Source organism: Sphingobacterium sp. UBA7631 (genome assembly GCF_002483935.1).
Classification (GTDB): Bacteria; Bacteroidota; Bacteroidia; order Sphingobacteriales; family Sphingobacteriaceae; genus Sphingobacterium; species Sphingobacterium multivorum.
Genome location: NZ_DLIX01000010.1, coordinates 1207418 through 1233289 on the forward strand (window position 1 = coordinate 1207418; position 25872 = coordinate 1233289).

Sequence of the window (25872 nt, forward strand, 5' to 3'; positions counted from 1 at the left end):
ACCTTCAATTTTAACGGACAATAACTATCCCTTATTAAACATATTTCCGATTTCTTTGCTAATTTTTCTAAAGATTGGTGCAGCTTCAACATCTTCATATTCGTCGATGTGCGCATTTTCCACTCTACTAGGAAACACTAAAACAAGATTTTCGTTTGCATAAATACGATCTAATTTCTTTGCTACTCCATCCAGCGAATCCCGATAGGAAACTTCTCCATTTCTAGCCGACACAAAAATAAACATCGCATCCTCCTCCTTAAACGCTTTAAGGCCCTGTAAATTGTCCCAGTTGTCGTAATGTTTGAATGTGACAGGAACAGAATTTTTCAATTCGACGAGATGTTCTTCAATGGCAGCGGCAGAACGTGTATCAACCACAAAAGTGATGGACAGGGATAATTCCTGGGCAAACTTAACTACCTTTTCCAGCCAGTATTCGAAACCAAATTCCGCCTCGCACATCGGTGGTGCAAAAACGACAATCGACTTATTCGAAATAAAAGGTTTTTTAAAATGACATAACATCACATTAGCCGAGGTTCTATTTAAAATACTTTCCGTTTTCTCCCCGACAAACTTATCCATAAAATTGGCCGCACTTGGCCAGCCTAAAACAATACAATTGGCAGAAACCTCTTTTGCCGAACGTGCAACCCCGCTGGCAATGTTTAAATCTATAGTAGCACTTATATTCACATTTGTTTCACTACCCGAAGCATACCTGACCATATTGTCCAGGTTCTTCCGTGCTTTGGACATGTTTAATTGTGCCTGTTCATTATCTTTCACAACGGACACAATATTGACAGGATAGGAACATTTCTTGCTTTTAATATAGGTTGAAAAATCCAAAATCGGCTCCATATTATCCATATTAGCGATAGAAATCAAGATGTTTTCATCTTTTTCCTTTACCACATCAGTATGTTCTTCGTCCTGTTCGCCATCCAGAACCACTTTACGTGAGGCATTTCCCGTCACCACCGTGGCGACAATGCAGGTCACCAAAATCAGCAGAATCGTACCATTAAGCACATTCTCATCGATAATGCCGTTCTTATGTCCAACCATGATAACGGCCAGTGTTGCTGCGGCATGTGCACTACTTAAACCAAATATCAGGTTACGCTGACCACGGCTGTATTTAAAAACGATCTGTGTCAGCCATGCGGCCACATATTTTCCGACGATAGCCACAACGGTCAGTGTTCCGGCAATAATAAGGGCCTGCGGCCCCTTCAAGATCACGCTGACATCGACAATCATGCCCACAGATATCAAGAAGAAAGGAATAAAAATCGCGTTGCCAATAAACTCGATCCGGTTCATCAAAGCCGAAGAATGTGGAATCAGTTTATTGAGGGCCAGACCGGCAACGAAAGCACCAATAATCGGCTCAAGGCCGGCAATTTCTGCCAAAAATGCCGCAAAAAACACAACCGAGAGAACGAAGATATAATTGGACGTCTTCTCACTCCCCAAGCGCTCAAAAAACCATTTCGCGATCCTCGGAATAACACCAAACATGATAAACAGAAAGATAGCAAAGGAAATCGCCAGGGTAATCCAAAATTCATTACCAATATTTCCCTGAGAAACGCCGGTAATTACAGCAAGAATAATCAGCACGGCCGTATCGGTCAGGATTGTTCCACCGATCGTAATCGCAACAGCCTCCATTTTTGAAATACCATAGCTATTGACGATGGGATAAGAAACCAGCGTATGGGTAGCAAACATGCTTGATATCAACAAACTCGGTAAAACACCGTAGCCCAGTAAAAAATGACAAACAGGATAGCCAATACTGATCGGAACAATAAATGTTAAAAAGCCAAAAAGTAAACTCTTATTCTTGGTCTTTTTAAACTCATTCATATCTAACTCCAAACCAGCAATAAACATGATATAGAGCAGGCCTATTGTTGAAAAAAGTGTGATAGCCGAGTTTTTTTCCAACCAGTTGAGTCCATGTGGTCCAATAATAACACCAGATATAATCAATCCAATAATACCGGGAACCTTAATCGGCCGCAATACGATCGGTGATAACAGGATAATAAAAAGTACCAGTGAAAATATAAGTACAGGATTTTGTAAAGGTGCTTCGAAAGCGTGGGAAATATGCTCAAAAGTTTTATTCATAAGTGCTTGTATACTAGCCGTAATATGTATATACTTATTTTTCTATACAGCTCGAAAAATAGTTAACAGCACTAAAAATACGATTTTTTAAAGAAAGCGAAGCCTAAAAAGAGTGTTACTTAAAAGAAATGGCTTTAATCGGACTAATTTTGGTAATTAGCATTGACGGAATAAATAAAGAGATCATTCCGATAAACACAACAGCCAAATTGACAAGAATCACATCAGACCATTGAAGTTGAACGGCCACATAGGAGATATAGTAGGTCTTCTCATCCAATTTAAAGAAATGGGTAAAATCCTGAAAAAAGTAAAAACCGAGGCCAATAAGATTACCGATTAACAATCCGAGGCCGATCAGGTACAAGGCACTGTACATGAAAACACGGCGAATTCCGGCATTGTGATACCCCAACGCCTTTAAAATACCGATCATTGAAGTCCGCTCAAGAATGGTGATCAGCAAGGCGGAAATCATATTGATAATAGCTACCACCGTCATCAGTATAAAAATGATTTTGGTGTTCATATCCAGCAGTTCCAGCCATTGAAAAATATCGGGAACCTGATCCTTGATATTGATTGCCTGCATATCGATAGGCAACAGGTCTTCAACCTTGTTTGTTGTCCGTTCGAGCTGACTAAAATCTTTGATCCGAATCTCATAGCCCCCTACCTCATGATCATCGAGGTTGCTCAGTTTGCGGATGACATTGAGAGACCCGATCACATAGACCTTATCTAATTCTTCAGAGCCTGTATTAAAAATGCCCTTAATGACAAATTTACGTTTGCGTATAGGATCCTGCACGAAATACATAATAAAATCGTCACCGACTTTTAAGAGCAATCGATCTGCGAGATACTTAGAGACTAAAATCTGATTATCAGCATTATCCGATTTAAAGTCTATCATATTCCCTTCCACCAGCATACCTTGAAACGGCTGCTGATTATACAATGAATCGATACCCTTGAGAACCACGCCTTCCACTTCATTGTTGACATTGATGATTCCGGCCTTGGTTGCAAAGGAACTGATGGAATTGACTTGAGGAATTGCCAATATGGACTTGCGGACCTCCGGTGCAAGTGTTATGGGCGAATTTTCGTAAGACTTATTCAGGTCGTAACGTAAAACCAATACATCGGCAAAAAAACTCCGTTGCTTACTGATAATCTCTCCCTTAAATCCGCGCAATACCGCAATAGATATAATAATCGCTGCAATAGCAAGAGCAATGGCACCAATAGTCACCCGAACGATCAATTTTGAGAACGTTCTTTTTCCAGAAAATGCGATCCGATTTGCTAAAAAATAAGGAAAATTCAAGCTTTCAATATATTTATGTAACTTCGCAAAGTTATAAAAATTTGTTATTTACAAAACTGAAATGACAAATTATTAGGTGTTTTTCAGTAGGCTATTCAACGAGGAGGCTCCTGCACTGGTTTAAAGAGTTTTATAAAAATTTTCAAGTATTATGCGTATTATTTTCATGGGTACTCCCGATTTTGCTGTAGCTTCACTTGAAGCACTGATTCAGTCTGGCGAACAAGTTGTCGCTGTGGTTACTGTACCGGATAAACCTGCAGGACGCGGACAAAAAATACATGAATCTGCGGTGAAAATATTTGCTAGACAACATAACATCCCAGTTCTTCAACCTGTGAAACTTCGCGATGAAGCATTTCTGAATGACCTCAAAAGTTTTCAGGCGGACCTACAGGTTGTGGTCGCATTTCGTATGCTACCTGAGATCGTCTGGAATATGCCTAAATTTGGAACAATCAACGTTCACGCCTCACTCCTTCCACAATATCGGGGTGCAGCACCGATAAATCATGCCATCATCAATGGCGAGAAAGAATCGGGCGTAACGACATTTTTACTACAGCACGAAATCGATACGGGAAACATCTTATTGTCGAAAAAAGTTACCATCAAAGAAACCGACAATGCCGGCGATCTCCACGACAACCTTATGGTGGCTGGGGCAGAAACGCTCCTTCAAACCATCCAGCAATTGAAGGCCGGCACTTTGCAGCCTAAACCTCAAGACGTCCTTCTCACCACGGAGCCACTCAAACACGCACCAAAAATCTTCAAAGAAGACTGTAAAATAAACTGGGATCAGCCCACTGCGGAGGTTTATAACTTCATTCGCGGTTTAAGCCCTTATCCAGCGGCATTTACCCTCTTAAATGATAAGGTACTAAAAATCTATCGCACAGAAAAAGAGCTTGCCCATACAGCTACAATACCGGGCACCGTAGAAACTGACAAGAAAAGTTTCTTAAAAATTGCGACACAAGACGGCTATATTGTCATTTCTGACCTTCAACTCGAAGGCAAAAAAAGAATGAATGTAGTCGATTTTTTAAAAGGCTATCGATTTTAACCTTTTTCATCACCACCATCATAATATTGCAGCAGATCACCAGGCTGGCAGTCTAGCGCTTTGCAGATCGCTTCAAGAGTATCTAATCGCAATGCCTTCGCCTTTTGATTCTTGATGATTGAAAGATTGGAAAGGGTAATTCCGACGTTGTCACTCAATTGGTTAAGCGACATCTTTTTCTCTTTCATTATTTTATCCAAGTGAATTAAGATTGGCATAATATAATTTTTATTCTTTTAAATTTATTTAATGTCACTAATAAAACAAAAGATCCATCTTTTTGTTTTATCATAAAATTATCATTTTAAAATAAATTTGAGGAATGCATGGTGCATAATAAATCAGCTGCCGACGAGTTAAATTGTTTAGAACAATAAAAAAAATTAAACCTTTTAGCTCTTTAAATATCAAACAGTTGAATATTACAGCAACAGATAAGAGGAAAAAAAATATTAAAATGGAATAGTTTTTGATGATTAAAAATTGAAACTCAAAAAAGCCTAACTCATTAAATATGAGTGGCTAGATAATCAATTTTCCATTAATAATTCAAAAATTTTTCGTATTTTCGCAAACATTTCTTAGAGAGGAGAATTAATAAAAATTAATGAGACAGCTCAAAATTACACAATCTATCACCAATCGTGAGTCACAGTCTTTGGACAAATACTTACACGAAATTGGTAAAGTAGACTTAATTACAGCAGAAGAAGAAGTAGAATTAGCACAGCGTATCCGCGAAGGCGATCAAGTTGCCTTGGAAAAATTGACTAAAACCAACCTTCGTTTCGTAGTATCAGTAGCAAAACAATATCAAAATCAAGGTTTAACCTTAGGTGATTTAATCAATGAAGGTAACCTGGGCTTAATTAAAGCAGCTAAACGTTTTGACGAAACAAAGGGGTTTAAATTCATTTCTTATGCCGTTTGGTGGATTCGCCAATCTATTCTTCAAGCAATTGCTGAACAATCGCGTATCGTACGTCTGCCATTGAATCAAGTTGGTTCATTGAGCAAAATCAGTAAGGCTTTCTCAAAACTAGAACAAGAATACGAACGGGAACCATCTCCAGAAGAATTGGCGGATATCCTTGAAACCACAGTAGACAAGGTTTCGGATACGCTAAGCAACTCTGGCCGTCACGTATCTATGGACGCTCCCTTTGTTCAAGGTGAAGAAAACACACTTTTGGACGTTTTGGAGAACCATGATCCAGACACAGACAGTTCTTTGATTGATGAATCTCTGTCAGAAGAAATCAAACGATCATTGGCAACATTAACAGAAAGAGAACGTGAAATTATCGTGCTTTTCTTTGGCTTAGGTTCCAATCACCAATTGTCGTTAGAGGAAATCGGAGAAAAATTCAATTTAACACGTGAGCGCGTTCGTCAGATCAAAGATAAAGCTCTTCAACGTTTGAGACACACTTCAAGAAGCAAAATCTTAAAATCCTATTTGGGTTAACAAGAGATACTTATTAGACATTTTGGCAATCCCAATCAGAAATGGTTGGGATTTTTTGTTCCTAATTTTTTGGCCAATAAAAAAGGGTTGCCTACTACGCAGGCAACCCTTCTGTTTTCCAGGACTCCTGTTATTTAGAATCCGGCATCAAAATAAATTCAAAAAGTCGATCTCTTTTCAAATATTTTCCGGCAACATCCTGCACCGACTTCGAAGTTACCTTCTTCAAATTGTCTATTCTACGTGTATATCGTGCAAGATCAAGATCATTCTGATAAGAACTTGATATATAATTCAGCCAATAACCATTTTCACGAAGATTTAACTCATTTTGTCGCTGTTGTTCTGCTAGGAACTTTTCGATATCTCCATTTTCGGGGCCTTTTTCCTGAATCTTTTTTACTTCATCCAAGGCCGAAGTGATTAAAGCATCAGCCTTATCTACTGCCGAACCAAAACCAATGGAGAAAGCATAACGTGCTTTTGGCAGCTTACTGAAACTCGCCCGAGCGCCCACGCCGTAAACTCCACCTTCTTTTTCACGGAGTCTTTCCAACAATTTGATCGTCAACACACTCTCCAAGGCTTCCATATTCACATTTTCAATTTCATTATAGGTATAGTCCCCATAGTAGGCCAATTGCGTACTTGCCTTCTCCTCTTTGCCTTTATGAACAACTACGCGCTCGCCCTTGCTCGGCTCCAGAATATTTAAATCCTTGTAGCTTTCTCCTCTTTTAAGGGCCGGCAATGAAGCCAGGTAGGTTTCTAAATAAGGCTTGATCTGATTCTCGTCAAATGACCCCACAATTGTAAACACAAAATCCGAAGCATCAGCAAATCGTTCTTTGTAAATTGCCAAAGCACGCTCCCGATCAATTTTATTGATCGTTTCTACCGTTGGGTTTTGCCGGCGGACATTGTTGCCATAAAGCACTTCTTTCACTTTATCCGAGAATACATTATTTGGATTGCTCAACCTATTTTCCAAAGATCCTTTTGCCCGGGTCATGGTACTCTGGAAAATATCCTGATCCAATCGAGGCTCGGTAAAATAACCATAAATCAATTCAAAAGCATTCTTCAAGCCTTCTTTATCTGTACTACCTGAAATACCTTCGTAACGTTCGGAGATATACGGAGAGATGGAGACATCTTTTCCTGAAAGATACTTCGTAAGCTCAACGTTGTTCATTTGTCCAACGCCGCTTGCATCAATTAAAGAAGACGCATTGGAGGCTGAGAAGTAGTCTGCATCACTATAGCCTGATGTTCCACCCGGACTATACGCCATAATCTGTATCTCATCATTTTTAAAGTCCGTAGGCTTTAAGATTACTTTCACACCATTGCTTAAGATCAATTCTTTCGCTTGAACGGCGTCAATACTTTTTGACGATACAACAGTGCCTTTTACGGGCTCTTTTGAAAGCAAGGGAAGATTGGAAACTTTATCTTCATATGCTGTCACGGGACTCTCTTCCACGGCTTTTACCCAGCCCGTCACGGTAGACTCAGCGGGTAAATTGGCCTTATCCTTTTCTGGCCCCATAACTAAAACATCGCGGTTCAGATCGGTATAATATTTTTTCACCAAACCATTCACTTCCGACAGTTTCAAGGTTGGTAACAGCTGTTTTGTCAAACGATAAGCGTTTTCATTACTTAAAGCAGGTTCATCATCAATAAAATAATTGAGATAACGGTTTACATAGCTATCCGACTTCTTTTTATCACGCTCGATAAATGACATCTCGTTACCCTTTTTCATATCGGCGATGGCACGATCCAACTCCGTCTGTGTAAAACCGTATTTTTGAATGCGCTCAAATTCGGTTAACATCGCTTTAAATCCGGATTCCAACTCGCCTGGTTTAGGCACCACCAACAATGAAAAAGTATTAAGGTTAGCAACAAAATCGCTGATACTTCCACCTGCCTGCATAAAAGGAGGGTTCGGTTGTTGCATCAATTCAGAAAAACGCCCCGCGATCATCTGATTGAACACATTCTTCAACAGCTCGTTTCTGTAATCTCCTACCGTGGAAACCTTTTCTTTTTCGCTTTTGATCAAAATCTGTGCAACAGTGTAGGGCAGTTCCGGATCTGAAATAGCCAAGAACTGGTTCTTGTTTAACAGATCGACCCGATATTTTTTACGCTCCAACGCTTTTTTGGGCATTTTCATATCGGAAAACAATACTTTCACCCTTTCTTCCATCTCCTTGGGATCAATATCTCCAACGATGATCAGGGCCTGTAAATCCGGGCGATACCAGTCTTCATGGAATTTGCGTATTTCTGTGTAGGGAAATGTTTTCAGTATCTGTTCAGTTCCGATCGGCAAACGCTTGGAGTAAAGGGAACCATTGAGCAACATCGGAAAGTATTGATCCTGTAAACGCTGCTGTACTCCTCTTCCACCTCGTTTTTCTTCGAGAATAACACCCCGTTCTTTATCAATTTCTTCGCCATCCAACAAAGCGTCCTGAGCCCAATCGCGCATTACCTGCAAACCATTTTTTAAAAGTTCAGGATCGTCAGAAGGAATGGGCAGCTGATAAACGGTCTGGTCAAAGCTGGTATAGGCATTGAGGTCCGATCCAAATCGAACCCCCGCTTTCTGCAGGTAGTTAACCAATTCATTCTTTGGAAAGTGCTTCAGGCCATTGAAGTTCATATGTTCTAAAAAATGGGCCAAACCAAGCTGTTTTTCATTTTCTAGAATAGAGCCGGCCTTCATACCCAAATACATGGTAACACGGCCTTTAGGCTCGCTATTTTTACGAATAAAGTATGTAAATCCATTTTTCAGTTTCCCTGTGATGACTTCATTGTCGAAGGGTAATTTTTGATTCAGCGCCAAACTATCTTGGGATAGAATCGCGCGCGCTTCCGCAGTTAATGTGGTTGGCATTTTTGCTTCTGCTATATAGAACGTAGCCGGTAATAGAAAAGCTAATGCGAGTGGTTTAATGAATTTCATACAAAAAAATGTCTTTTTTCAGTTATTTTTGCTAATTGTTTTATATTAGGGTAAACGGAACAGGAGATCAATTGTCCCGATAAATCGTAAAATACAGATTAATACTTTTTTCATTATCCAAGGAGGAATCGGGACCCGCTATAAGGGAACGTCTCTTTGTATCACTTATAATCTGTAAAAATTCCACTTAAAAATACAGAATAACTTTCGAAAAGAACAACAGTTAATTGTAATTTTGTTGCAAATGGATTTTGAAAACTGGACTGATATAAAAAAGGAATTCGAACAATTCTTAAAGTTCGAAAGAGGCTTAAGCGTTAATTCAATTGATGCTTACTTAAATGACGTATCCAAATTTCAGATCTACTGCGAAGACAATCATTTGGTTTTAAATACTGTAACGAGAAAAAATATACAGGAGTTTTTGACTTGGTTGCAGGAGTTTAATATTTCACCCTTCACACAATCCAGGCTGATCTCTGGCCTGAAGACTTTCTTTAGCTTTTTGATGATCGAGCATGAATTCGTCCACAATCCGACAGATCTTCTTCAGGCGCCACGCTTGGCACGCAAGCTGCCCAGCGTTTTGAGCATACATGAGATCGATCAATTGATCGCGGCAATCGATCTTTCTTCACCCGAGGGTGAGCGCAATAAAACGATCATCGAAATCTTATACGGATGCGGTCTCCGTGTTTCCGAACTTGTCACACTCAAGATATCGAACCTTTTTTTAGATGTTGAATTTATCAAAGTTGAGGGCAAGGGAAGCAAAGAACGCCTCATTCCAATTGGTCAACACGCCATTAAACACCTCCGTATCTACTTAGAAACGATCAGACCTCATATCAAGATTAAGGCCGGAAATGAAGATATTGTATTCCTCAACAGAAGAGGCGCCGCATTATCCCGGGTCATGATCTTCTTGATCATCAAAGAACTTGCCTTAAAAATCGGTTTACAAAAAACCATCAGCCCACATACCTTTAGGCATAGTTTTGCATCACATTTAGTGGAAGGCGGGGCAGATCTAAGAGCTGTACAAGATATGCTCGGTCATGAAAGCATTACCACGACCGAAATATACACACACATCGATAGGGACTACCTTCATTCCGTTATTACGCAATATCATCCACGGTCGTGATGAATGTCCGATCACCTTTTGCCAGCTCGGCCATCCAAATGAACTGTACTGCTTTATTCAGGGGCAATCGTGCTAGCCACCTCTCATTCCACATGGCCCGCCCGATGCTAAGCATATATGGAAACTATTATAGCATTGACGTAAAAAAATAGAGAATTGACAAAAGCTAAACGCTAAAATACTGACGATAAGATGCCTTAAAAATTGATTGCTAAAAGATATAATTTTATCACAAAGATTGTTTGTAAGATCTAGAAAATAGTATATCTTTGCCAGACGTTCCCGTAGTTCAATGGATAGAATTTCAGATTCCGGTTCTGACGATGTGGGTTCGACCCCCGCCGGGAACACATCCTATTTAACAACAAAGACTATCCTTGGATAGTCTTTGTTGTTTATAAACTCTTTTGCAACAACTTGTGTTGCGAAGCCGTAAAAATATTCCGGAAGATGATATTGATTTCATGGTCAATGGCGGCCCCCGAAATTCCGGTGTGTGGATAGAGTCTTATCGTATTTGTTAAGATAGATTCCACAAAATCTCTACTTTGTATCCCTATCTGTTCATAAATCGCTGCATTATCATCTCCATCGTGAAGATTTTCCCAAGAAAGAGCGGCCAAATTCATTATTTCCTCCCTCCGATTCGCATAATCTTGCTGAAAGTCATCGAGTACCCTAAACGCAGCCTTACTTTCAGACTTTTCCCATTTAGATTGATTGCTTTTTAACACAAATAGTTTTTCGATTAAATCCAAAAAGCGCTTATACATTCCCGTAAAGTTGGCCAGTAAAGTCAATTCCGCAAAAGGCATAAAGGGATATTGATACAACAGCTCGCCACATGTACTTTTTGCCGCATCAATCTCAAAAGCCTGCCTGCTATCAACGAGAACGTCTTCCAGCGAAAAAGAATGCGAAGCTGTAGCTTCCAATCCAAATGTATCCCAGTCATAGTGAATCAGTACATGATCCCGATCGACAAAAAATGACTTGATCAGTGGTTCACCGTTTTCATCCAATACGGGTTTTCCCGCCTCCTGAATTGCGGCATTTAATGTGAAGTGCGTTAAATGAGGAGCTCCAGTAGCGTATCTCCAGAAACCACGGAGTCGATAGTGGTCCCCTTCACGCGTAGCAGTCCCTGATGCCTGTCCGCTTCCTCCGAAACAAACCCGATCCGTTTCGAAAATTTGATTTCCTATAAGGGGATCAATAAAACCGACAAACAGATTTGCTCCTGAACATAAGGTTACTGTCCAGGCTAATCCCCCATCCCAATAAGCCAGATCAGCCAATAAGCTGAGTCCTTCAGGTACACTTAACCCCAATCCACCTAATGCACGGGGAACCCAAATCTTAAACCACTTCCGACGGTAAATCAGCTGCAATTGTCCATCTGACAACGTTTTCTGCTGAATTCCTTTTGCCTGATTATCTTTCAGTATAGCGATATCTTCGCTATTGAATTGCATATCTTTCTTCACGTATTATTCTCCTCCAATTAAAATACCCACTAAATGCCATAACAAATAAAAATAACGTCAAGCCCGAATAAAGAAACAGCCCTTTATGGATCAGTAAAGGAATTGCCATCAGATTACTGATATTCAACAATATCCAGTTTTCTATCTTCCGCTTTGCCAATAACCACATCCCTGCCCAAGCTGTACAGGAAACTGCAGAATCCCAAAGCGGTACATCAGAATCTGTTAAGTGTACCAATCCGAAATAAAACAACAGAAAACCGACAGCACATATGCCACCTACTATCCACCATTCTTTCGGCTCACAGTGTGTTATGGGCGTAGCTACATCACGACTATATTTCCAATAGATCCAGCCATAGATGCTCATGATCAAATAATAGAGATGTAGCAATATTTCGGCATATAGTTTCGCATGGAATAATACGTAAACAGAAATTAAGATACCAATAATCCCAAAAATGTAATTGATCGATTTATTTTGCCGGGAAAACCAAACTTGTAAAACACCAAAAGATACCCCTAACCATTCCGCAATGGTGGCCTGTTGAATCTGTTTTACAAAAGCTTCGAAAATTGTTTCAGAAGTCATCGCCTTGTTTATTATATCGTGTCATTCATAATAAACCTATGGGAGAGAAACGGCTATTTTTTATTGAAATTAAATCCCTACGCCAGCATTACCTGGATCAGGTATATAAAAGCGATTGTACAAGGAGGTACAATCGCTTTTATTGGGTATAATCTCAGCCGAGAATGACCATGGTCATTCCAAGCACCCCATAAGTATATTTTCTGTCGAATTGATTATTCTATATCAATCAATTTCAACGCTTTGTGCGTACGCGTACGCGTTTCTTTACAAAGTTGCGCATCATCGTTCAATGATTTCCCGTGTGAAGGGATCATTTCACGTAGTTTTTTACGGTATTCATCTGATTTGGCACGTTCAGGGAAACATCTCTTCAACAAGCTGATCATAATAGCTACTGACGTTGAAGCTCCAGGAGAAGCTCCTAATAGCGCAGCAATAGAACCATCGGCACTAGAAACGACCTCTGTACCAAATTCTAAAATTCCACCTTTCTTTTCATCTTTCTTGATGACCTGAACACGTTGTCCTGCTTTCTCGATAACCCAATCCTCCAATTTAGCTGTAGGCATAAATTGTTTTAAAGACTCCAGTTTATCTTTTGGTGACTTCATGACTTCAGTAATAAGATACTTCGTCAACGGTAAGTTGTCAAGTCCGGCTGATAACATCGGACGGATATTGGACAATTTGATAGAAGCCGGTAAATCGAAGTAAGACCCCTGTTTTAAGAATTTAGTTGAGAAACCTGCATATGGTCCAAACAATAACGCTTGCTTGCCATCAATATAACGTGTATCTAAGTGCGGTACAGACATTGGCGGCGCACCGACAGAAGCTTTACCATACACCTTCGCATGGTGTGTATTAATGATCTCTTCATTCACACAACGCAGCCATTGGCCTCCCACAGGGAATCCGCCATAGCCTTTCGCTTCGGGTATTCCAGATTTTTCCAACAATAACAACGAGTGCCCACCGGCTCCAATAAATACAAATTTTGCCTTGATTTCTCTCTTTGTTCCTGTCTTTAAATCTTTGACTTCCACTTCCCAGCGACCGTCATCTTCACGTTCGATGTCAATTACTTCGTGGTTTAAGGAAATCGAAATATTTTCTTTATTTTCAAGATTAGCGATCAAATCACGTGTCAACGACCCAAAATTAACATCAGTGCCCAGATCCATTTTTGTCGCAGCGATTTTTTCGTCTGCCGCACGTCCTTCCATCATCAATGGAATCCACGATTTCAACAATGCTGTATCTTCGGTATATTCCATCCCTTTGAACAAGTTTTGGGTCGTTAGTGTTTCCCATCTTGTCTTTAGAAATTTAGCGTCTTTTTCACCAAAAACCGCACTCATGTGTGGAATACTACGGATAAAATTTTCAGGTTGGGCAATAATGCCTTTATCAACGAGGTAGGACCAAAATTGCTTAGAGACTTCAAATTGCTCGGCAATTTTCACTGCTTTATCAATCTTGACAGAACCATCTTTCTGTTCGGGGGTATAATTTAACTCGCATAAAGCAGAGTGACCCGTGCCAGCATTATTCCATGCGTCAGAACTTTCAGCAGCCACAACATCCAAACGCTCAAGAATTTCAATATTAACGTCTGGGCTTAATTCATTGATTAGAGTACCCAAAGTAGCACTCATAATACCGGCGCCGATCAGAACAACGTCAACTTCTTTATTTGATTTTTTGCTCATGTTTTTGTGATTGATGCAAATTTAATATAGTTTTTGGTAAACGTCCAAGTCTTTTGTCAAAAAACTGTACTTTTTAGAACCACTTATTCAAAAATACCATTGATTTATTAAAATAATCCTAAGTGAGCAATCGCTTACCGTAAAATTCTAAAAATGTTACCTTAAAACACTCCCCCACTCCAAGATAAACACCGGGTCAGCACACAATGTTTTTCTATTTTAAACCGTTATTTATCGAAAGATTTTGTGTTATAATATAGTTTTAACATTTTTGCAGAACGTCGATAGGCAATAGTGTACACGATGGCTAAAAAATAAGATCATTTATTCGCTCATACTATAGCATCGAGAAAAACACAAACACTGTGGCATAACCAAGATAAACCTAATGGAAGCGAGTTCATGTATCGTGTTGAATTCCAAGATCAGACGGGCTGTGAGCGAAAGAAAGCACGAGGAAAATGGTCATAAATGCCATAGTGTAATTAATTGAAGAACAAATAACTTATACAGATGAAAATACTTGAAGGAAAAATTGCTTTAGTAACAGGAGCATCAAAAGGAATCGGAAGGAAAATTGCAGAAGTGTTTGCACAACATGGTGCTAACGTCGCTTTTACGTATCTTTCTTCTGTCGAAAAAGGACAGGCGTTGGAGCAGGAGCTTCAGGCTTTTGGCACCAAAGTGATTGGTTATCGCTCTGACGCTTCAAAATTTGAAGAAGCAGAACAATTGATCAATGCGATCGTCGCTGATTTTGGCGGATTAGATATTGTTGTCAATAATGCTGGTATCACAAAAGACGGCCTGTTAATGCGTATGACCGAAGAGAATTGGGATGATGTATTAAATGTCAACTTAAAATCTGTCTTTAACGTTACAAAAGCTGCTTCAAAAATTATGATGAAAAACCGTAAAGGTTCATTTATCAATATGTCATCCGTTGTTGGCGTTCAAGGAAATGCTGGTCAGGCAAATTATGCTGCATCAAAAGCTGGTATCATTGGGTTCACAAAATCGGTCGCTAAAGAATTAGGTTCTCGTAATATCCGTGCAAACGTAGTTGCTCCAGGCTTTATACGTACCGAAATGACAGATGTACTGGATCCTAAAGTTGTGGCAGGATGGGAAGCTGGAATTCCATTGAAACGTGCTGGCCAACCAGAAGATGTTGCCAATGCATGTCTTTATTTAGCATCTGACTTATCGGCATACGTAACCGGACAGGTTCTTCCTGTTGATGGTGGTATGTTATAAAAAATAACAGGCTTAGGGCAAGTTTTCTTACCTTGACCTAAGCCTGTTCTCTAGTTATGTTTTACGACGATCCCGATCTATCTACCCCTCTAACCTGGATATACCGGACAAAGACACTATACTTCTCCTTCTATTTACAGAATTTTCAATCTCCACATACCTGTATTGTTAATAATACCAAACATCTTCAATAGGCTTCTGATAAGAAGGAATCTATAGATCGCCTCCAATATTTACAAATTTTCGTTAATTTTGTCGATCAAATTTAAATGCTATGGCGAACTGGAAGGATTTTTTTGAAATTAAAACCGAGGATGATTTTAATCAGCATTGTTTAGATACCTACCAATTCCAGAGCCAGCATTGTAAGGTTTATCGTGACTATATCAGCCTCCTCGGCAGAGAAAAAGACCTTATTCAGCACTATACGGATATTCCTTTTATGCCTATTGAATTTTTTAAGACGCAACAGGTTATTGCTGAAGGAATGGAGGCTGAAATCGTATTCTCGAGTTCGGGTACAACGGGTATGGTCACCTCAAAACATTTAGTCGCTGACCTCCGTATTTACGAACGCACTTTCCGTCGTATTTTTGAAGACTTCTATGGTCCACTAAGCCATATTGCCGTACTGGCCCTTCTACCCTCATACCTTGAAAGAAGCGGTTCATCTTTAATCTACATGATTGATGATCTCATGAAGCAAAGTGAGCAGCCTGAAAGCAATTATTTTCTCTATAACCACCAAGAGCTTTACGATACACTTGTGGCGCTCAAAAATAAAGGCACAAAAACAATCCTTTTCGGCGTAACGTACGCCCTACTCGACTTCATTGAACAATACGCCTTTGAATTTCCTGAACTGATTATTATGGAAACTGGCGGAATGAAAGGTAAACGCAAGGAAATGGTCAAACAGGAAATCCATAAACTCCTGGAAGAAGCCTTTTCCGTCCATGGAATCCATTCGGAATATGGCATGACAGAATTACTCTCACAAGGTTATTCTTCAGGTCAGGGAATTTTCCATCTTCCCAAATGGATGAAAATCTTGATTCGCGACACCAATGATCCATTGAGCCTAATTCCCATGAATAAAACTGGTGGTATCAACGTTATCGACCTTGCGAATCGTTACTCGTGTTCATTTATAGCCACGCAGGATTTGGGTAAAGTATATCCAGATGGATCTTTTGAAATATTAGGACGTTTTGACCAAAGTGATATCAGGGGATGTAATTTGTTGGTTCAATAATGATCCAACATGATTCAGCACGGGTTTTGTGATGATCCTTTATATTCCCAAATAAATGAAAGCGTAGGTGGTGAAACACATAGGGCAATTAAATTAAAACACCTGTTCATGATGTGTGAACAGGTGTTTTTTCATTCGAAGTATGATCTTTATTTCAGACTCGGATCTTCAAAGGTGTTGCCCGATCGCATATCCCCCGAATCATATCCCTTTTTAAACCATTCCATACGTTGAGCGGACGTACCATGCGTAAATGATTCAGGAACAGCATAGCCCTGTGCCTCTGTCTGTAATTTATCATCTCCCACTGCTTCGGCAGCTTTCATACCGTCCATAATATCATTATAATCGATTTTTATATCGGTATATTCATTGAGATAATGCGCCCATACTCCAGCATAAAAATCAGCTTGCAGTTCGGTCATCACAGAGATCCGGTTATTTTCGCGTTCACTCATTTGCCCACGGGCCTGATTGGTCTTTGGTAATAAACCCACCAACTGTTGGATATGGTGTCCAACCTCATGGGCAATTACATACGCCATGGCGAACTCTCCCTTCGCCCCGAATTTATCCGACAGTTCTTTACTAAAGCTCAGATCCAGGTAAATCTTTTGATCGCCAGGACAATAAAAAGGTCCGTAAGAGGCCTGTCCCATGCCACAACCATCCGTTTGTGTACCACCATCATAAAAAACAAGGGTAGTAGGCGTATAACTCTTCTGCATCTGCTCTTTAAACAGCTTTGCCCAAACATCCTCTGTACTTTGGAGTACAGTCAAGGAGAATTCGGTTAGCCTTTTTTCTTCAGGATTTAACTCACGTGGCTGCCCGGACTGTTCGGTTTGCGCCCCCATATTTTGAGCCTGCTGTAAGAGTTGACTCGGATCTCCACCCATCAAAAATCCAATGACCAAAACAATAATTCCACCAATTCCTCCTAAAGCAATTTTTCCTCCCCCCGACATTCCTCTGCGGTCTTCAAAATTACCACTTTGTTTACCTCCTTGCCATTTCATAGTATTTCTATATTACAGTTAATAATCTTTTCTAATGTTGGATAAACACAAATTCGGTACCAATGTTCTACATGAAGTAGATTTATTTGAAGAAAAAACTCATGCTACAATTTACATCATAGCTCGCTCATATCATAAATTTACCGGTAAGAAAAGATAGTCATTAGCAAAAACAATGCTTTAAAGGGACAAAAACAGGAGTTATTTCTCTAAGTCGTGATATTCGTCATTGTACATCAAAACAAATTTGGCTAAGTTTGGGCTTTCAAAAAAACTGACATGAAATTAGAAGAACAATTACAAGCGAGAGCTGGCGGAAAATGTGAGCTGACAGGCGAAGATGCCACTTTAATTGCTTATACATTACCACCGGAAATAACATCAAATTTGGACAATACTTTACTGATTTCAGAAACATTGGTCAATCAGCTCAACAAAACGGAGCAATTAAATCCGGACGATTGGAAATTCCTTCCAAATGCAATGTGGTCCGAGAACCCATCGGTACAAATTGTATGCTGGCGTATGTTAAACCGACTAAAAAATGAAGGTTGGGCGTCTGAAGCATTGGATATTCTATATTTAGACGATGAGACACTAGCTGAAGCTAAGAAAACTGGAGACCATGAAAATGACGGCTATGTTTCTTTTCATGAAGATAGCATCGGGCAACGACTATTGGAGGGCGACACTGTTGTTCTGACAAAAACGCTTGATGTGAAAGGTTCCTCTTTAAAAGCGACTTTAGGTACCGTGGTTAAGAATATTAGACTGGTAGCAGACAATATCGAGCAAATTGAGGGAAAGATTGAAGGCCAAACCATCGTGATACTGACCAAATATCTCCGTAAACAAAATTAAAATAGACTTTTCGTCTAAATAATTAAGGCTTAAACTGGGGAACTCCCGTTTAAGCCTTAATTATTTAAATAGATACTAGTTGCCACTATTGCGGATAATTCCGCACAAATTCGAAACGATAGTTTGGATGTTGTTTGAGACTATCGATCAAGTCCGATAATAGCCGCTGCCCTTTTTTCGTTTGGTACATATTGTCATGAGTCAATAGCACAACATTGTTCTTTGTATAAGACGTACCTTTGCGGAGTAAATTCTTCATTTGGGTATACAATTGATTCACCGATAGGTCCGGTTTCCCCGTAACACCATTAATCTTCCACTCACAATCCCAACCAATTACTTTATAACCATTCTGGTGTAGTAGCTCGGCCGTCGAAGCCCCGCTTTTCAAATCAACCTTTTTACGGTCTCCGATATACCAGATATTTCGTCCCGGCAGCCGCACTATCTTATGTGTTAGGCCCAGCGATTGCTCAGCAAGTTCAAAATCTTCAAAAGCCGTCTGCGCATTCGAATAGAACGTACTGTACTTATTGTGTGCATGCCAGTAACTGTGGTTGTAACAATCCACTAACGGATTATTTTTATAACGTTCTGTAAAGCCGTGTAACTTCTTACTCATTTTGTCATGATTACCAATCAGAAAAGCATTGATTTTAATGCCTTTTGCTGTCGCAATGGAATCAAGGTGCTGACTTCCATTTAAGGGTCCATCGTCAAAAGTGAGATAAATATAACGTGGAGAAACAGTATCAGTCAACAATACCGTTGTATCTTTAGCTCCTTTGTAGTCCACATCTTCTTCCATTTTTGTAATGGTGTCTTTCCGTAGCGAATCTACTTTACTTATTGAATCCTGCACGGCAAGTAAACTATCCTTTTTTGGTGGCATAGAGTCAACAGCCCCCACATTTTGCACCTTATTTGTCCCACTTTGATTGCAGGAGTAAAATCCCAAAATAGATATACTTAACCCTACCCATACAACACCCGAATTAACTACTTTTCTCATTACAAAAATTAACTTACCATCACAATTATTTCACAAATACTCAAAATCATCTAAAATAAGCTGATTTCAGTCCCGTGTTGCGCAAAATTAATATATTTTTCATTAATAAAGCTGTTATGTTATTTAATTTATTGTGCATGGCACTCAAAGCGTCATGATTTCGCATGCCTCCAGCGCTACGAAAGCAGACCAGCTGTTATTTCCGGCCAAAAAAAAGGAACCTATGTTGATATAGATTCCTTTTTTATTCTGTTATTCAGCTACTCAATTAATCCCGATGTCTTCCGCCATGACCGTTACCTCGCCCGTGTCCATGTCCCTGATCATTGCCACGCCCGTGACCACCTTCGCGACCTCGTCCATAACCGCGGTCGTTTCCTCTATCGTATCCCCGACGCTCACCCCATGAATGTTCGCGGCTTACCCGACGCTCGCTTGCAAATGAATATCCACCACCATGATGACTGTCTCGAATGGCGACCTGCCTTCCCCGATAACCGCCATAACGGCTTCTGTAGCGATCGTGATGATGCCAAGGTGTGCGATCGTTGATTACTACTTTATGCACCCGATAAAAATCGTAATGTCTATATCGTCTCGGTAAACTTGCTCTTCTTATCCAGCCGCCGTTATCATAATAAACGTAACATCTCGCGGGTACATCGTAATACATATTGTATTCTGGCATATAATAATAACGCGCGTAATCATAACCCGCTGGTCCCCAACTAGGCTGACTTCCAATATTGACACTGATACTCACTTGCGCCTGTGCAGCTCCCGCCGTAAAAAGGCCTGCAATGATCGCCGCCGCATAAAACAATTTTTTCATAAGTAGCTCCTCCCTTAGTTTGTAATTTCTTCTTTACAATACTACAACAAACAGTATGCAAAAGATTAATGTTCAAATGTTAATTTTTGTTAACGCAACAATAAAAACCTCATTTTGAACAGGTTGAAAATAGTGTAATTCACAAAATACCCCAAACCTTTTTGAAGGATCCGTTGTTCAGATTGATAGGACTTTAATGAATAATTACCATGAGTATATATAACGTAGGCATATTTGTCGGCAGCTTGAGAAAGGAATCTTTCAATAAAAAGATCGCACAGTTTATCCTCGACCAGGAGGAATCGAAATTTAGCTATCGCATGATTGATATCGGCGATCTCCCCTTATATAATCAGGATTTTGACGATGCTGGTAACCCACCGGCTAGCTATACCCGTTTCCGTCAAGAGGTCGCGTCCTTGGATGCTGTGCTTTTTGTTACCGCAGAGTATAACCGTTCGATTCCGGCGGTATTAAAGAATGCGATTGACGTGGGTTCGAGACCCTATGGAAAAAATAAATGGGATGGTAAACCTGGCGCAATAATTTCCTCATCAACGGGAGTTTATGGGGGCTTTGGGGCCAACCATCATTTGCGTCAATCACTTGTCTTCGTCAATATCCCAACGATGCAGCAACCTGAAGCTTATCTGGGCGATATCGGCAGCTGTATCGGTCCAAGTGGAACAGTGGAATTAGCAAAAACCAAAGATTTTCTCCGCAGCTTTAAAACAGCATTTGAGCAATGGGCTGAGCGAATCATTCATACAAAAAGGCAGAATTAAGTTCTGCCCTTTTGTATGAATGATCAAATTAAACTAGTCTTGTTCATCACTGAGGTCATAGTTCCAATGCTGTAATTTTTCCTGTAAGATCCGCGATATCTTATTGAAATAGCGCTTTTGCTTATAGCCCATTACCCATTGTACCCCCTGTACTGCATTGGTACAGAAAATTTCATCTGCCCGTTTCATGATTTCGGGGCTTATCTGTGCTTCCACCACTTCTATACCTTCATCCTGTGCCATGTCCATGACTACCCGACGCATCACCCCTTCAATACATCCTTCGGATAATGCTGGTGTATAAAGCACCTTTTCATAATAGACAAAGATATTTGAAATTAAGGATTCACATAGGTAACCTTCCTGATTTAGAATTAACACATCATCAAAAGCCATTTTCTTTTTATAGATGCCAGCTAACACATAAATCTGCGCATTTAAAGATTTAATCTTTGAAAGATCGCTATAAGGTTTTTTGAATTCATTGTACAGCCCTACAATCAAACCGACCTTCTTATCGCGAAGATTAGGTTCTATGCGCTGCACCTGTAAAACAAAACCAGGTTTATTACTCGTCGGACTATACAATCCGCCACCAGATCTAAATACGATCAACCGGATACGAACCTGCTGTCCCAACATATTGTTTTTACGGATTAATTCTTCGGATCTCGAACGAATAAAAAATGCATCGAAAAGGTTTGCATCATCCAAATGAATCAACTCCATTCCTTTTTGTAAACGATCGACATGAAAATTTAGAAAGCGGATATCACCATCCTTATACAACATCGTTTCGAACAGTCCGTCCCCATAACGAAAACCTCTATTCTCAATGCTAAATATTTCCTGATTTTCCGGCACTACATTGCCATTGAAATTGATATAGTTTGTTGGCATCTTAATTTTGTTCTAAATTTTAATCATGTTCTATAGCCATTGAATTTGCCGCATATCCGCGCCACTTTTCTAAAGCTAAACGAAAATCTTCCGGATATGGTACCTCAAAATACATATTTTCTTTTGTAGAAGGATGAATAAATCCCAATACTTGAGCATGAAGTGCTTGTCGCGGCAGCAATGAAAAACAGTTATCCACAAACTGCTTGTACTTTGAAAACACGGTACCTTTTAAAATCTTATCGCCACCATACATGGCATCATTAAATAGCGGATGACCAATAGATTGCATATGCGTACGAATTTGATGTGTACGTCCCGTTTCTAATTGACATTCTATTAGGGTAACATAGCCCAGTCGCTCCAAAACTCGGTAATGTGTCACTGACCAACGCCCCTTGTCTTCACTATCATACATCGCCATGATACGTCTGTCTTTTAGATGACGTCCAATATAACCTGTGATTGTTCCGTCCTCTTTTAAATCTCCCCAAACTAATGCAATATATTTACGGGTAATGCTGTGATCGAAAAACTGCTTTGCCAAAAAGGCCATTGATTTTTCATTTTTAGCAATGACCAATAATCCGGAGGTGTCTTTATCGATTCGATGCACTAAACCCGGGCGATCGGAGTTTCCAGGTAGCTGTGGCAGCTGCTGTATATGATACGTTAATGCATTGACCAAGGTTCCTGTATAATTATTATATCCTGGATGCACGACCATTCCCGCCTCCTTATTCACGATCAACACATCGTCATCCTCGTATTTGATATCTAATGGAATGTTTTCAGGATAAACTTCGTTATCCCGTGGCGGATCAGGTAGCACCAATGTAATCACATCATCAGGTCTAACCTTATAGCTCGCCTTGATCTCCTTACCGTTAACCATGACAGAACCAGCTTCAATAGCATGCTGAATTTTGCTCCGCGTAGCATTTTCCACCCTGTTCATCAGATATTTATCAATGCGGAGTAATGCTTGCCCCTTATCCACCTCAATACGTAGATGCTCAAATAATTCCTGTTCTTCCTGATCTTGCGATCCAATTTGTTCTGTCATGCTACAAAAATAAACCAAATGAAACAATTTTCGTTAAATTTGTTTTCATTTAATGTTATGTTGCCGTTCAAAATCCATAGTCCCGAAACTGAATTGTGCCTTCCGGCCTGGGAGAAGAAGCATATTAAAGTAACGCTTAAGCGGGATGACCTCATACATCCGTTTATTTCGGGCAATAAGTGGCGAAAATTAAAATATAATCTGGAAGAAGCAGTGCAGCTAGGGAAAAGCCATCTGGTTACATTTGGCGGGGCATGGAGCAACCATCTTTTGGCTACTGCTTGCGCCGGCGCTACCTTCAAGTTTAAAACAACTGCTTTTGTTAGAGGTGAAGAAGGGGTTAACAACCCTGTTTTAACGATGTGTCGTCTTTTTGGGATGCAGCTTATTTACGTCGACCGCGAATCTTACCGAAATAAAGAAAATTTATACGAGCGTTATTTTGGTCAGGATCCGACGACATTCTATATACATGAAGGCGGTTACGGTATGCTCGGAGCGAAAGGTTGCGCCGAAATCGTTGACGAACTCCAACATGAATATCAGCATATTTTTACAGCCTGTGGTACAGGAACAACATTAGCGGGAATAGGCAATGCTGTCGAAAAACGAGATCTATTTACCCATGTACATGGCGTTCCTGTTTTAAAAAATGGTGGCTTTATTCAAACGGAAGTCGATCAACTTTACCCCAACATCCCCCCGCCTATTTTACACCTTGATTATCATTTTGGTGGTTATGCCAAATCCAACGCCGACTTGCTCGCCTTCGTTCAACATTTTATAGCATCCACAGGAATAATGATTGAACCTACTTATACCGGCAAATTGCTCTATGCCGTGGATGACCTGATCAAAAAGGACTACTTTACCCCCGCCGATCAGGTACTCGTAATACATACCGGCGGACTTACAGGCCTACTTGGCATGTACGAACGTTTTAATTTTCTTGATCTACATCAATAAATAGGCTAGAATGCTACACAGCGACATTTGATTGACAATTTTTCAGCAATTATATTGTAAGTTTGACCCGATTTAAAAATAAATCAAATCGAAAACATGCGAAAACCATGATTTTCCAAAGGTAACAGCGAGGCCAGTATGGGGTATTTTTAACCCTATGCAGCACCTCATAAATTAATGATATAAAGATGAAAATATTAGCATTTGCAGGCACAAGCAACAAAAACTCAATCAACAAAACATTTGTCACAAGTACTTCAAAATACTACAAGGAAGCAGACGACATCATCGAATTGCTAGACTTAAACCATTTTGAAATGCCGATCTATTCTTACGACAAAGAAGTCGAGTTGGGCATTCCACAATTAGCGCATGACTTTGCAGCTAAAATGGATGCCGCAGATTTCCTGTTGATTTCTTTGGCCGAACATAATGGATCCTATACCACAGCTTACAAAAATATCGTTGACTGGGTTTCACGGATTCCTAACCGTAAATTATTCAACGGCAAACCTGTTTTCTTATTGGCTACTGCCCCTGGTCCAATGGGAGGTGCCACAGTTTTGAACACTGCTGTCAATCGAATCACTTGGGACGGTGCCGATATATTAGATTCCTTTTCTCTTCCCGAATTCCACAAAAACTTTGAAGAAGGTAAAGGTATTATCGACCCGACTTTAAGAAGTCAATTAGAAGCTAAAGTACGTAAAACAAAACGTGCACTTGCCGAAAAATTATCCGTTCAGGGTTAACAAAAGATTAACAAATAATCATTGTAAAAACCTCTTTTAATATGTAAATTGAAAACCTATTAAAAGAGGTTTTTTGATATGGCAAAAAAAATATTACTACTTGTAGGAGACTTTGTAGAAGACTACGAAGCAATGGTTCCATTTCAAGCAATGGGTTCTATAGGGATAACGGTAGATGCAATTGCTCCAGACCGCAAAAGCGGGGATGTAGTTCCCACAGCAGTACATGATTTCACTGGTGATCAGACCTACAAAGAATTGCGCGGGCATAATTTCGCAATCAATAAAGATTTCGACCAGGTAAATGTTGAAGACTATGACGGTCTATATATTGCTGGCGGACGATCGGCAGAATATATTCGACTCAACAAACGTGTTTTGGAGATTACGAAACACTTCTTTGAGCACAACAAACCTGTGGCGGCAATATGTCATGGTATCCAGGTGTTAACAGCTGCAAAAGTACTCGCAGGTCGTACATTGACAGCCTATGTTGCTGTAGGTCCAGACATTGAATTAGCAGGCGGCACATGGAAAAATATTCCTGCAGATCAAGCGGTCGTAGACGGAAATTTGGTCACCTCTCCTGCTTGGCCAGGACATCAGGCAATTTTAAAAGAGTTTTATAAGTTATTAGGTATTACTATTACAATTTAAGTGTTTTTTAATGAAGAAGAATAAAAGGTTATGGCTTTTGGTCATACCGATTTTAGTGCTGCTGGGTTTTATTTTAAAAGATAGCTTCAATCAGAAAAGTATTGAAGATTTACCGGGAGGTTTTAAGGAAGTCGCTTTCGTCAGAAATGAACAAAATAAAGGCGGTATCATACGCATCTATGCCGTTACAGTAGGTGACCTGTTGAACGCAGATTATACAGGCTGTCTTGACTTGATGCCTGTCAATGATTACGGAAGCACAACAACGGTGTATTTCTTCGATCGAAGTGCACCTTATCCAACAAGCTTATCAATTGACACACCCCATTTTGACACGACGAAATACAAAGCTATTCAAATTTCCAAAAAGTACGGAAAGAAGAAATAGACGAAATCAAACATAATGACATGTCCCTCAAAGTCTGCTAGACTTTGGGGGATTTTTTTTTGCCATGCTATGCTCTACCTTGTAGCGGTTATTTCTAGGGAAGAAGAATGATGGCAAAAATGCACCTTAAAACGACGCTCGAAATACATCAACAAAAAATAACTTAATAATTCTTTA

At 39.9% G+C, this 25872-nt stretch carries 24 protein-coding genes and 1 tRNA gene; 12 read left to right on the forward strand and 13 right to left on the reverse strand.

The window, feature by feature from the left end; genetic code table 11:
• Positions 1–24: 24 nt before the first annotated feature.
• Positions 25–2148 carry a cation:proton antiporter gene (locus B3P16_RS21665; RefSeq protein WP_286832023.1) on the reverse strand — a complete coding sequence of 708 codons (2124 nt, stop codon included), beginning with the start codon at positions 2146–2148 and terminating at the stop codon, positions 25–27.
• 115 nt (positions 2149–2263) lie between these two features.
• On the reverse strand, positions 2264–3481 hold the full coding sequence (locus tag B3P16_RS21670) for an ABC transporter permease (RefSeq protein WP_070569678.1): 1218 nt from the start codon (positions 3479–3481) through the stop codon (positions 2264–2266).
• 151 nt (positions 3482–3632) lie between these two features.
• On the opposite strand from B3P16_RS21670, the gene fmt reads away from it, so the two are divergent.
• Positions 3633–4550 carry a methionyl-tRNA formyltransferase gene (gene fmt / locus B3P16_RS21675; protein ID WP_286754402.1) on the forward strand — a complete coding sequence of 306 codons (918 nt, stop codon included), beginning with the start codon at positions 3633–3635 and terminating at the stop codon, positions 4548–4550.
• Here fmt and B3P16_RS21680 read toward each other — a convergent pair.
• The gene (locus B3P16_RS21680; protein ID WP_046675813.1) at positions 4547–4768 is read right to left on the reverse strand and encodes a helix-turn-helix domain-containing protein; all 222 of its coding nucleotides are present in this window, start codon (positions 4766–4768) and stop codon (positions 4547–4549) included. The two genes, fmt and B3P16_RS21680, sit on opposite strands and share 4 nt — an antisense overlap.
• Before the next feature lie 389 nt (positions 4769–5157).
• Here B3P16_RS21680 and B3P16_RS21685 point away from each other — a divergent pair, with 389 nt between their 5' ends.
• Positions 5158–6018 carry a sigma-70 family RNA polymerase sigma factor gene (locus B3P16_RS21685; RefSeq protein ID WP_028068906.1) on the forward strand — a complete coding sequence of 287 codons (861 nt, stop codon included), beginning with the start codon at positions 5158–5160 and terminating at the stop codon, positions 6016–6018.
• Between the two features lie 130 nt (positions 6019–6148).
• Here the strand turns inward: B3P16_RS21685 and B3P16_RS21690 are convergent, their stop codons facing one another.
• Complete coding sequence (locus B3P16_RS21690; protein WP_286832024.1) at positions 6149–9004, reverse strand: M16 family metallopeptidase; 2856 nt, start codon at positions 9002–9004, stop codon at positions 6149–6151.
• A 244-nt stretch (positions 9005–9248) separates the two neighbouring features.
• Here B3P16_RS21690 and xerD point away from each other — a divergent pair, with 244 nt between their 5' ends.
• Positions 9249–10151, forward strand: coding sequence for a site-specific tyrosine recombinase XerD (gene xerD / locus B3P16_RS21695; protein ID WP_286844294.1), 903 nt, complete (start codon positions 9249–9251; stop codon positions 10149–10151).
• Here the strand turns inward: xerD and B3P16_RS21700 are convergent.
• Positions 10126–10266: a hypothetical protein gene (locus B3P16_RS21700; RefSeq protein WP_286754400.1), complete on the reverse strand. Its 141-nt coding sequence runs from the start codon at positions 10264–10266 to the stop codon at positions 10126–10128. The genes xerD and B3P16_RS21700 overlap by 26 nt on opposite strands.
• A 163-nt stretch (positions 10267–10429) precedes the next feature.
• On the opposite strand from B3P16_RS21700, the gene B3P16_RS21705 reads away from it, so the two are divergent.
• Positions 10430–10501: transfer RNA gene (locus tag B3P16_RS21705), tRNA-Arg, on the forward strand.
• A gap of 45 nt (positions 10502–10546) precedes the next feature.
• Here the strand turns inward: B3P16_RS21705 and B3P16_RS21710 are convergent.
• From B3P16_RS21710 to B3P16_RS21720, 3 genes are all read right to left on the reverse strand, one after another.
• Positions 10547–11626, reverse strand: coding sequence for an acyl-CoA dehydrogenase (locus B3P16_RS21710; protein ID WP_286844295.1), 1080 nt, complete (start codon positions 11624–11626; stop codon positions 10547–10549).
• A complete protein-coding gene (pnuC, locus tag B3P16_RS21715; RefSeq protein WP_070569668.1) occupies positions 11613–12230 on the reverse strand; it encodes a nicotinamide riboside transporter PnuC in 618 nt (205 codons plus the stop codon). The genes B3P16_RS21710 and pnuC overlap by 14 nt, the downstream gene beginning before the upstream one ends.
• 215 nt (positions 12231–12445) lie before the next feature.
• Positions 12446–13945, reverse strand: coding sequence for a malate:quinone oxidoreductase (locus B3P16_RS21720; RefSeq protein WP_070569666.1), 1500 nt, complete (start codon positions 13943–13945; stop codon positions 12446–12448).
• A 513-nt stretch (positions 13946–14458) separates the two neighbouring features.
• Here B3P16_RS21720 and fabG point away from each other — a divergent pair.
• Together fabG and B3P16_RS21730 are read left to right on the forward strand one after the other, a co-directional pair.
• Positions 14459–15202, forward strand: a complete 744-nt coding sequence (gene fabG / locus B3P16_RS21725; protein WP_046675808.1) for a 3-oxoacyl-[acyl-carrier-protein] reductase — start codon at positions 14459–14461, stop codon at positions 15200–15202.
• A gap of 274 nt (positions 15203–15476) precedes the next feature.
• Positions 15477–16457: an acyl transferase gene (locus B3P16_RS21730; protein WP_201639401.1), complete on the forward strand. Its 981-nt coding sequence runs from the start codon at positions 15477–15479 to the stop codon at positions 16455–16457.
• Between the two features lie 149 nt (positions 16458–16606).
• Here the strand turns inward: B3P16_RS21730 and ypfJ are convergent, their stop codons facing one another.
• Complete coding sequence (gene ypfJ, locus B3P16_RS21735; protein ID WP_070569662.1) at positions 16607–17476, reverse strand: KPN_02809 family neutral zinc metallopeptidase; 870 nt, start codon at positions 17474–17476, stop codon at positions 16607–16609.
• 279 nt (positions 17477–17755) lie between these two features.
• Here ypfJ and B3P16_RS21740 point away from each other — a divergent pair, with 279 nt between their 5' ends.
• Positions 17756–18337, forward strand: a complete 582-nt coding sequence (locus B3P16_RS21740; RefSeq protein ID WP_046675805.1) for a PhnA domain-containing protein — start codon at positions 17756–17758, stop codon at positions 18335–18337.
• Between the two features lie 85 nt (positions 18338–18422).
• Here B3P16_RS21740 and B3P16_RS21745 read toward each other — a convergent pair whose 3' ends face one another.
• Both B3P16_RS21745 and B3P16_RS21750 read right to left on the reverse strand, forming a co-directional pair.
• Entirely contained in the window at positions 18423–19349 is a 927-nt protein-coding gene (locus B3P16_RS21745; RefSeq protein ID WP_070569659.1) for a polysaccharide deacetylase family protein, read from the reverse strand.
• Between the two features lie 268 nt (positions 19350–19617).
• A complete protein-coding gene (locus B3P16_RS21750) occupies positions 19618–20181 on the reverse strand; it encodes a hypothetical protein (protein ID WP_115048048.1) in 564 nt (187 codons plus the stop codon).
• A 209-nt stretch (positions 20182–20390) separates the two neighbouring features.
• Between B3P16_RS21750 and B3P16_RS21755 the strand changes: the two genes are divergently transcribed.
• Positions 20391–20966, forward strand: coding sequence for an NADPH-dependent FMN reductase (locus B3P16_RS21755; RefSeq protein ID WP_070569655.1), 576 nt, complete (start codon positions 20391–20393; stop codon positions 20964–20966).
• Positions 20967–20999: 33 nt separating this feature from the next.
• Here B3P16_RS21755 and B3P16_RS21760 read toward each other — a convergent pair whose 3' ends face one another.
• Both B3P16_RS21760 and B3P16_RS21765 read right to left on the reverse strand, forming a co-directional pair.
• Complete coding sequence (locus tag B3P16_RS21760) at positions 21000–21866, reverse strand: aminotransferase class IV (protein WP_286844296.1); 867 nt, start codon at positions 21864–21866, stop codon at positions 21000–21002.
• Positions 21867–21885: 19 nt separating this feature from the next.
• The gene (locus B3P16_RS21765; protein ID WP_046675800.1) at positions 21886–22932 is read right to left on the reverse strand and encodes an RluA family pseudouridine synthase; all 1047 of its coding nucleotides are present in this window, start codon (positions 22930–22932) and stop codon (positions 21886–21888) included.
• 18 nt (positions 22933–22950) lie between these two features.
• Between B3P16_RS21765 and B3P16_RS21770 the strand changes: the two genes are divergently transcribed.
• The 4 genes from B3P16_RS21770 (at position 22951) to B3P16_RS21785 (ending at position 25695) form a co-directional block, all read left to right on the forward strand.
• Positions 22951–23898 carry a 1-aminocyclopropane-1-carboxylate deaminase/D-cysteine desulfhydrase gene (locus B3P16_RS21770; RefSeq protein ID WP_053003927.1) on the forward strand — a complete coding sequence of 316 codons (948 nt, stop codon included), beginning with the start codon at positions 22951–22953 and terminating at the stop codon, positions 23896–23898.
• A 188-nt stretch (positions 23899–24086) separates the two neighbouring features.
• Complete coding sequence (locus B3P16_RS21775; protein WP_075991933.1) at positions 24087–24650, forward strand: NADPH-dependent FMN reductase; 564 nt, start codon at positions 24087–24089, stop codon at positions 24648–24650.
• A 78-nt stretch (positions 24651–24728) separates the two neighbouring features.
• A complete protein-coding gene (locus B3P16_RS21780) occupies positions 24729–25307 on the forward strand; it encodes a DJ-1/PfpI family protein (protein ID WP_070569652.1) in 579 nt (192 codons plus the stop codon).
• Positions 25308–25317: 10 nt separating this feature from the next.
• Positions 25318–25695, forward strand: a complete 378-nt coding sequence (locus B3P16_RS21785) for a hypothetical protein (RefSeq protein ID WP_046675797.1) — start codon at positions 25318–25320, stop codon at positions 25693–25695.
• Positions 25696–25872 lie beyond the last annotated feature (177 nt).

Excerpts from the sequence above, each read along its gene's own strand:
- B3P16_RS21665 (WP_286832023.1), bottom strand. The coding sequence starts at position 2,148 with ATGAATAAAACTTTTGAGCATATTTCCCACGCTTTCGAAGCACCTTTA.
- fmt (WP_286754402.1), top strand. The coding sequence starts at position 3,633 with ATGCGTATTATTTTCATGGGTACTCCCGATTTTGCTGTAGCTTCACTT.
- B3P16_RS21680 (WP_046675813.1), bottom strand. The coding sequence starts at position 4,768 with ATGCCAATCTTAATTCACTTGGATAAAATAATGAAAGAGAAAAAGATG.
- B3P16_RS21685 (WP_028068906.1), top strand. The coding sequence starts at position 5,158 with ATGAGACAGCTCAAAATTACACAATCTATCACCAATCGTGAGTCACAG.
- B3P16_RS21690 (WP_286832024.1), bottom strand. The coding sequence starts at position 9,004 with ATGAAATTCATTAAACCACTCGCATTAGCTTTTCTATTACCGGCTACG.
- xerD (WP_286844294.1), top strand. The coding sequence starts at position 9,249 with ATGGATTTTGAAAACTGGACTGATATAAAAAAGGAATTCGAACAATTC.
- B3P16_RS21700 (WP_286754400.1), bottom strand. The coding sequence starts at position 10,266 with ATGCTTAGCATCGGGCGGGCCATGTGGAATGAGAGGTGGCTAGCACGA.
- B3P16_RS21710 (WP_286844295.1), bottom strand. The coding sequence starts at position 11,626 with ATGCAATTCAATAGCGAAGATATCGCTATACTGAAAGATAATCAGGCA.
- pnuC (WP_070569668.1), bottom strand. The coding sequence starts at position 12,230 with ATGACTTCTGAAACAATTTTCGAAGCTTTTGTAAAACAGATTCAACAG.
- B3P16_RS21720 (WP_070569666.1), bottom strand. The coding sequence starts at position 13,945 with ATGAGCAAAAAATCAAATAAAGAAGTTGACGTTGTTCTGATCGGCGCC.
- fabG (WP_046675808.1), top strand. The coding sequence starts at position 14,459 with ATGAAAATACTTGAAGGAAAAATTGCTTTAGTAACAGGAGCATCAAAA.
- B3P16_RS21730 (WP_201639401.1), top strand. The coding sequence starts at position 15,477 with ATGGCGAACTGGAAGGATTTTTTTGAAATTAAAACCGAGGATGATTTT.
- ypfJ (WP_070569662.1), bottom strand. The coding sequence starts at position 17,476 with ATGAAATGGCAAGGAGGTAAACAAAGTGGTAATTTTGAAGACCGCAGA.
- B3P16_RS21740 (WP_046675805.1), top strand. The coding sequence starts at position 17,756 with ATGAAATTAGAAGAACAATTACAAGCGAGAGCTGGCGGAAAATGTGAG.
- B3P16_RS21745 (WP_070569659.1), bottom strand. The coding sequence starts at position 19,349 with ATGAGAAAAGTAGTTAATTCGGGTGTTGTATGGGTAGGGTTAAGTATA.
- B3P16_RS21750 (WP_115048048.1), bottom strand. The coding sequence starts at position 20,181 with ATGAAAAAATTGTTTTATGCGGCGGCGATCATTGCAGGCCTTTTTACG.
- B3P16_RS21755 (WP_070569655.1), top strand. The coding sequence starts at position 20,391 with ATGAGTATATATAACGTAGGCATATTTGTCGGCAGCTTGAGAAAGGAA.
- B3P16_RS21760 (WP_286844296.1), bottom strand. The coding sequence starts at position 21,866 with ATGCCAACAAACTATATCAATTTCAATGGCAATGTAGTGCCGGAAAAT.
- B3P16_RS21765 (WP_046675800.1), bottom strand. The coding sequence starts at position 22,932 with ATGACAGAACAAATTGGATCGCAAGATCAGGAAGAACAGGAATTATTT.
- B3P16_RS21770 (WP_053003927.1), top strand. The coding sequence starts at position 22,951 with ATGAAACAATTTTCGTTAAATTTGTTTTCATTTAATGTTATGTTGCCG.
- B3P16_RS21775 (WP_075991933.1), top strand. The coding sequence starts at position 24,087 with ATGAAAATATTAGCATTTGCAGGCACAAGCAACAAAAACTCAATCAAC.
- B3P16_RS21780 (WP_070569652.1), top strand. The coding sequence starts at position 24,729 with ATGGCAAAAAAAATATTACTACTTGTAGGAGACTTTGTAGAAGACTAC.
- B3P16_RS21785 (WP_046675797.1), top strand. The coding sequence starts at position 25,318 with ATGAAGAAGAATAAAAGGTTATGGCTTTTGGTCATACCGATTTTAGTG.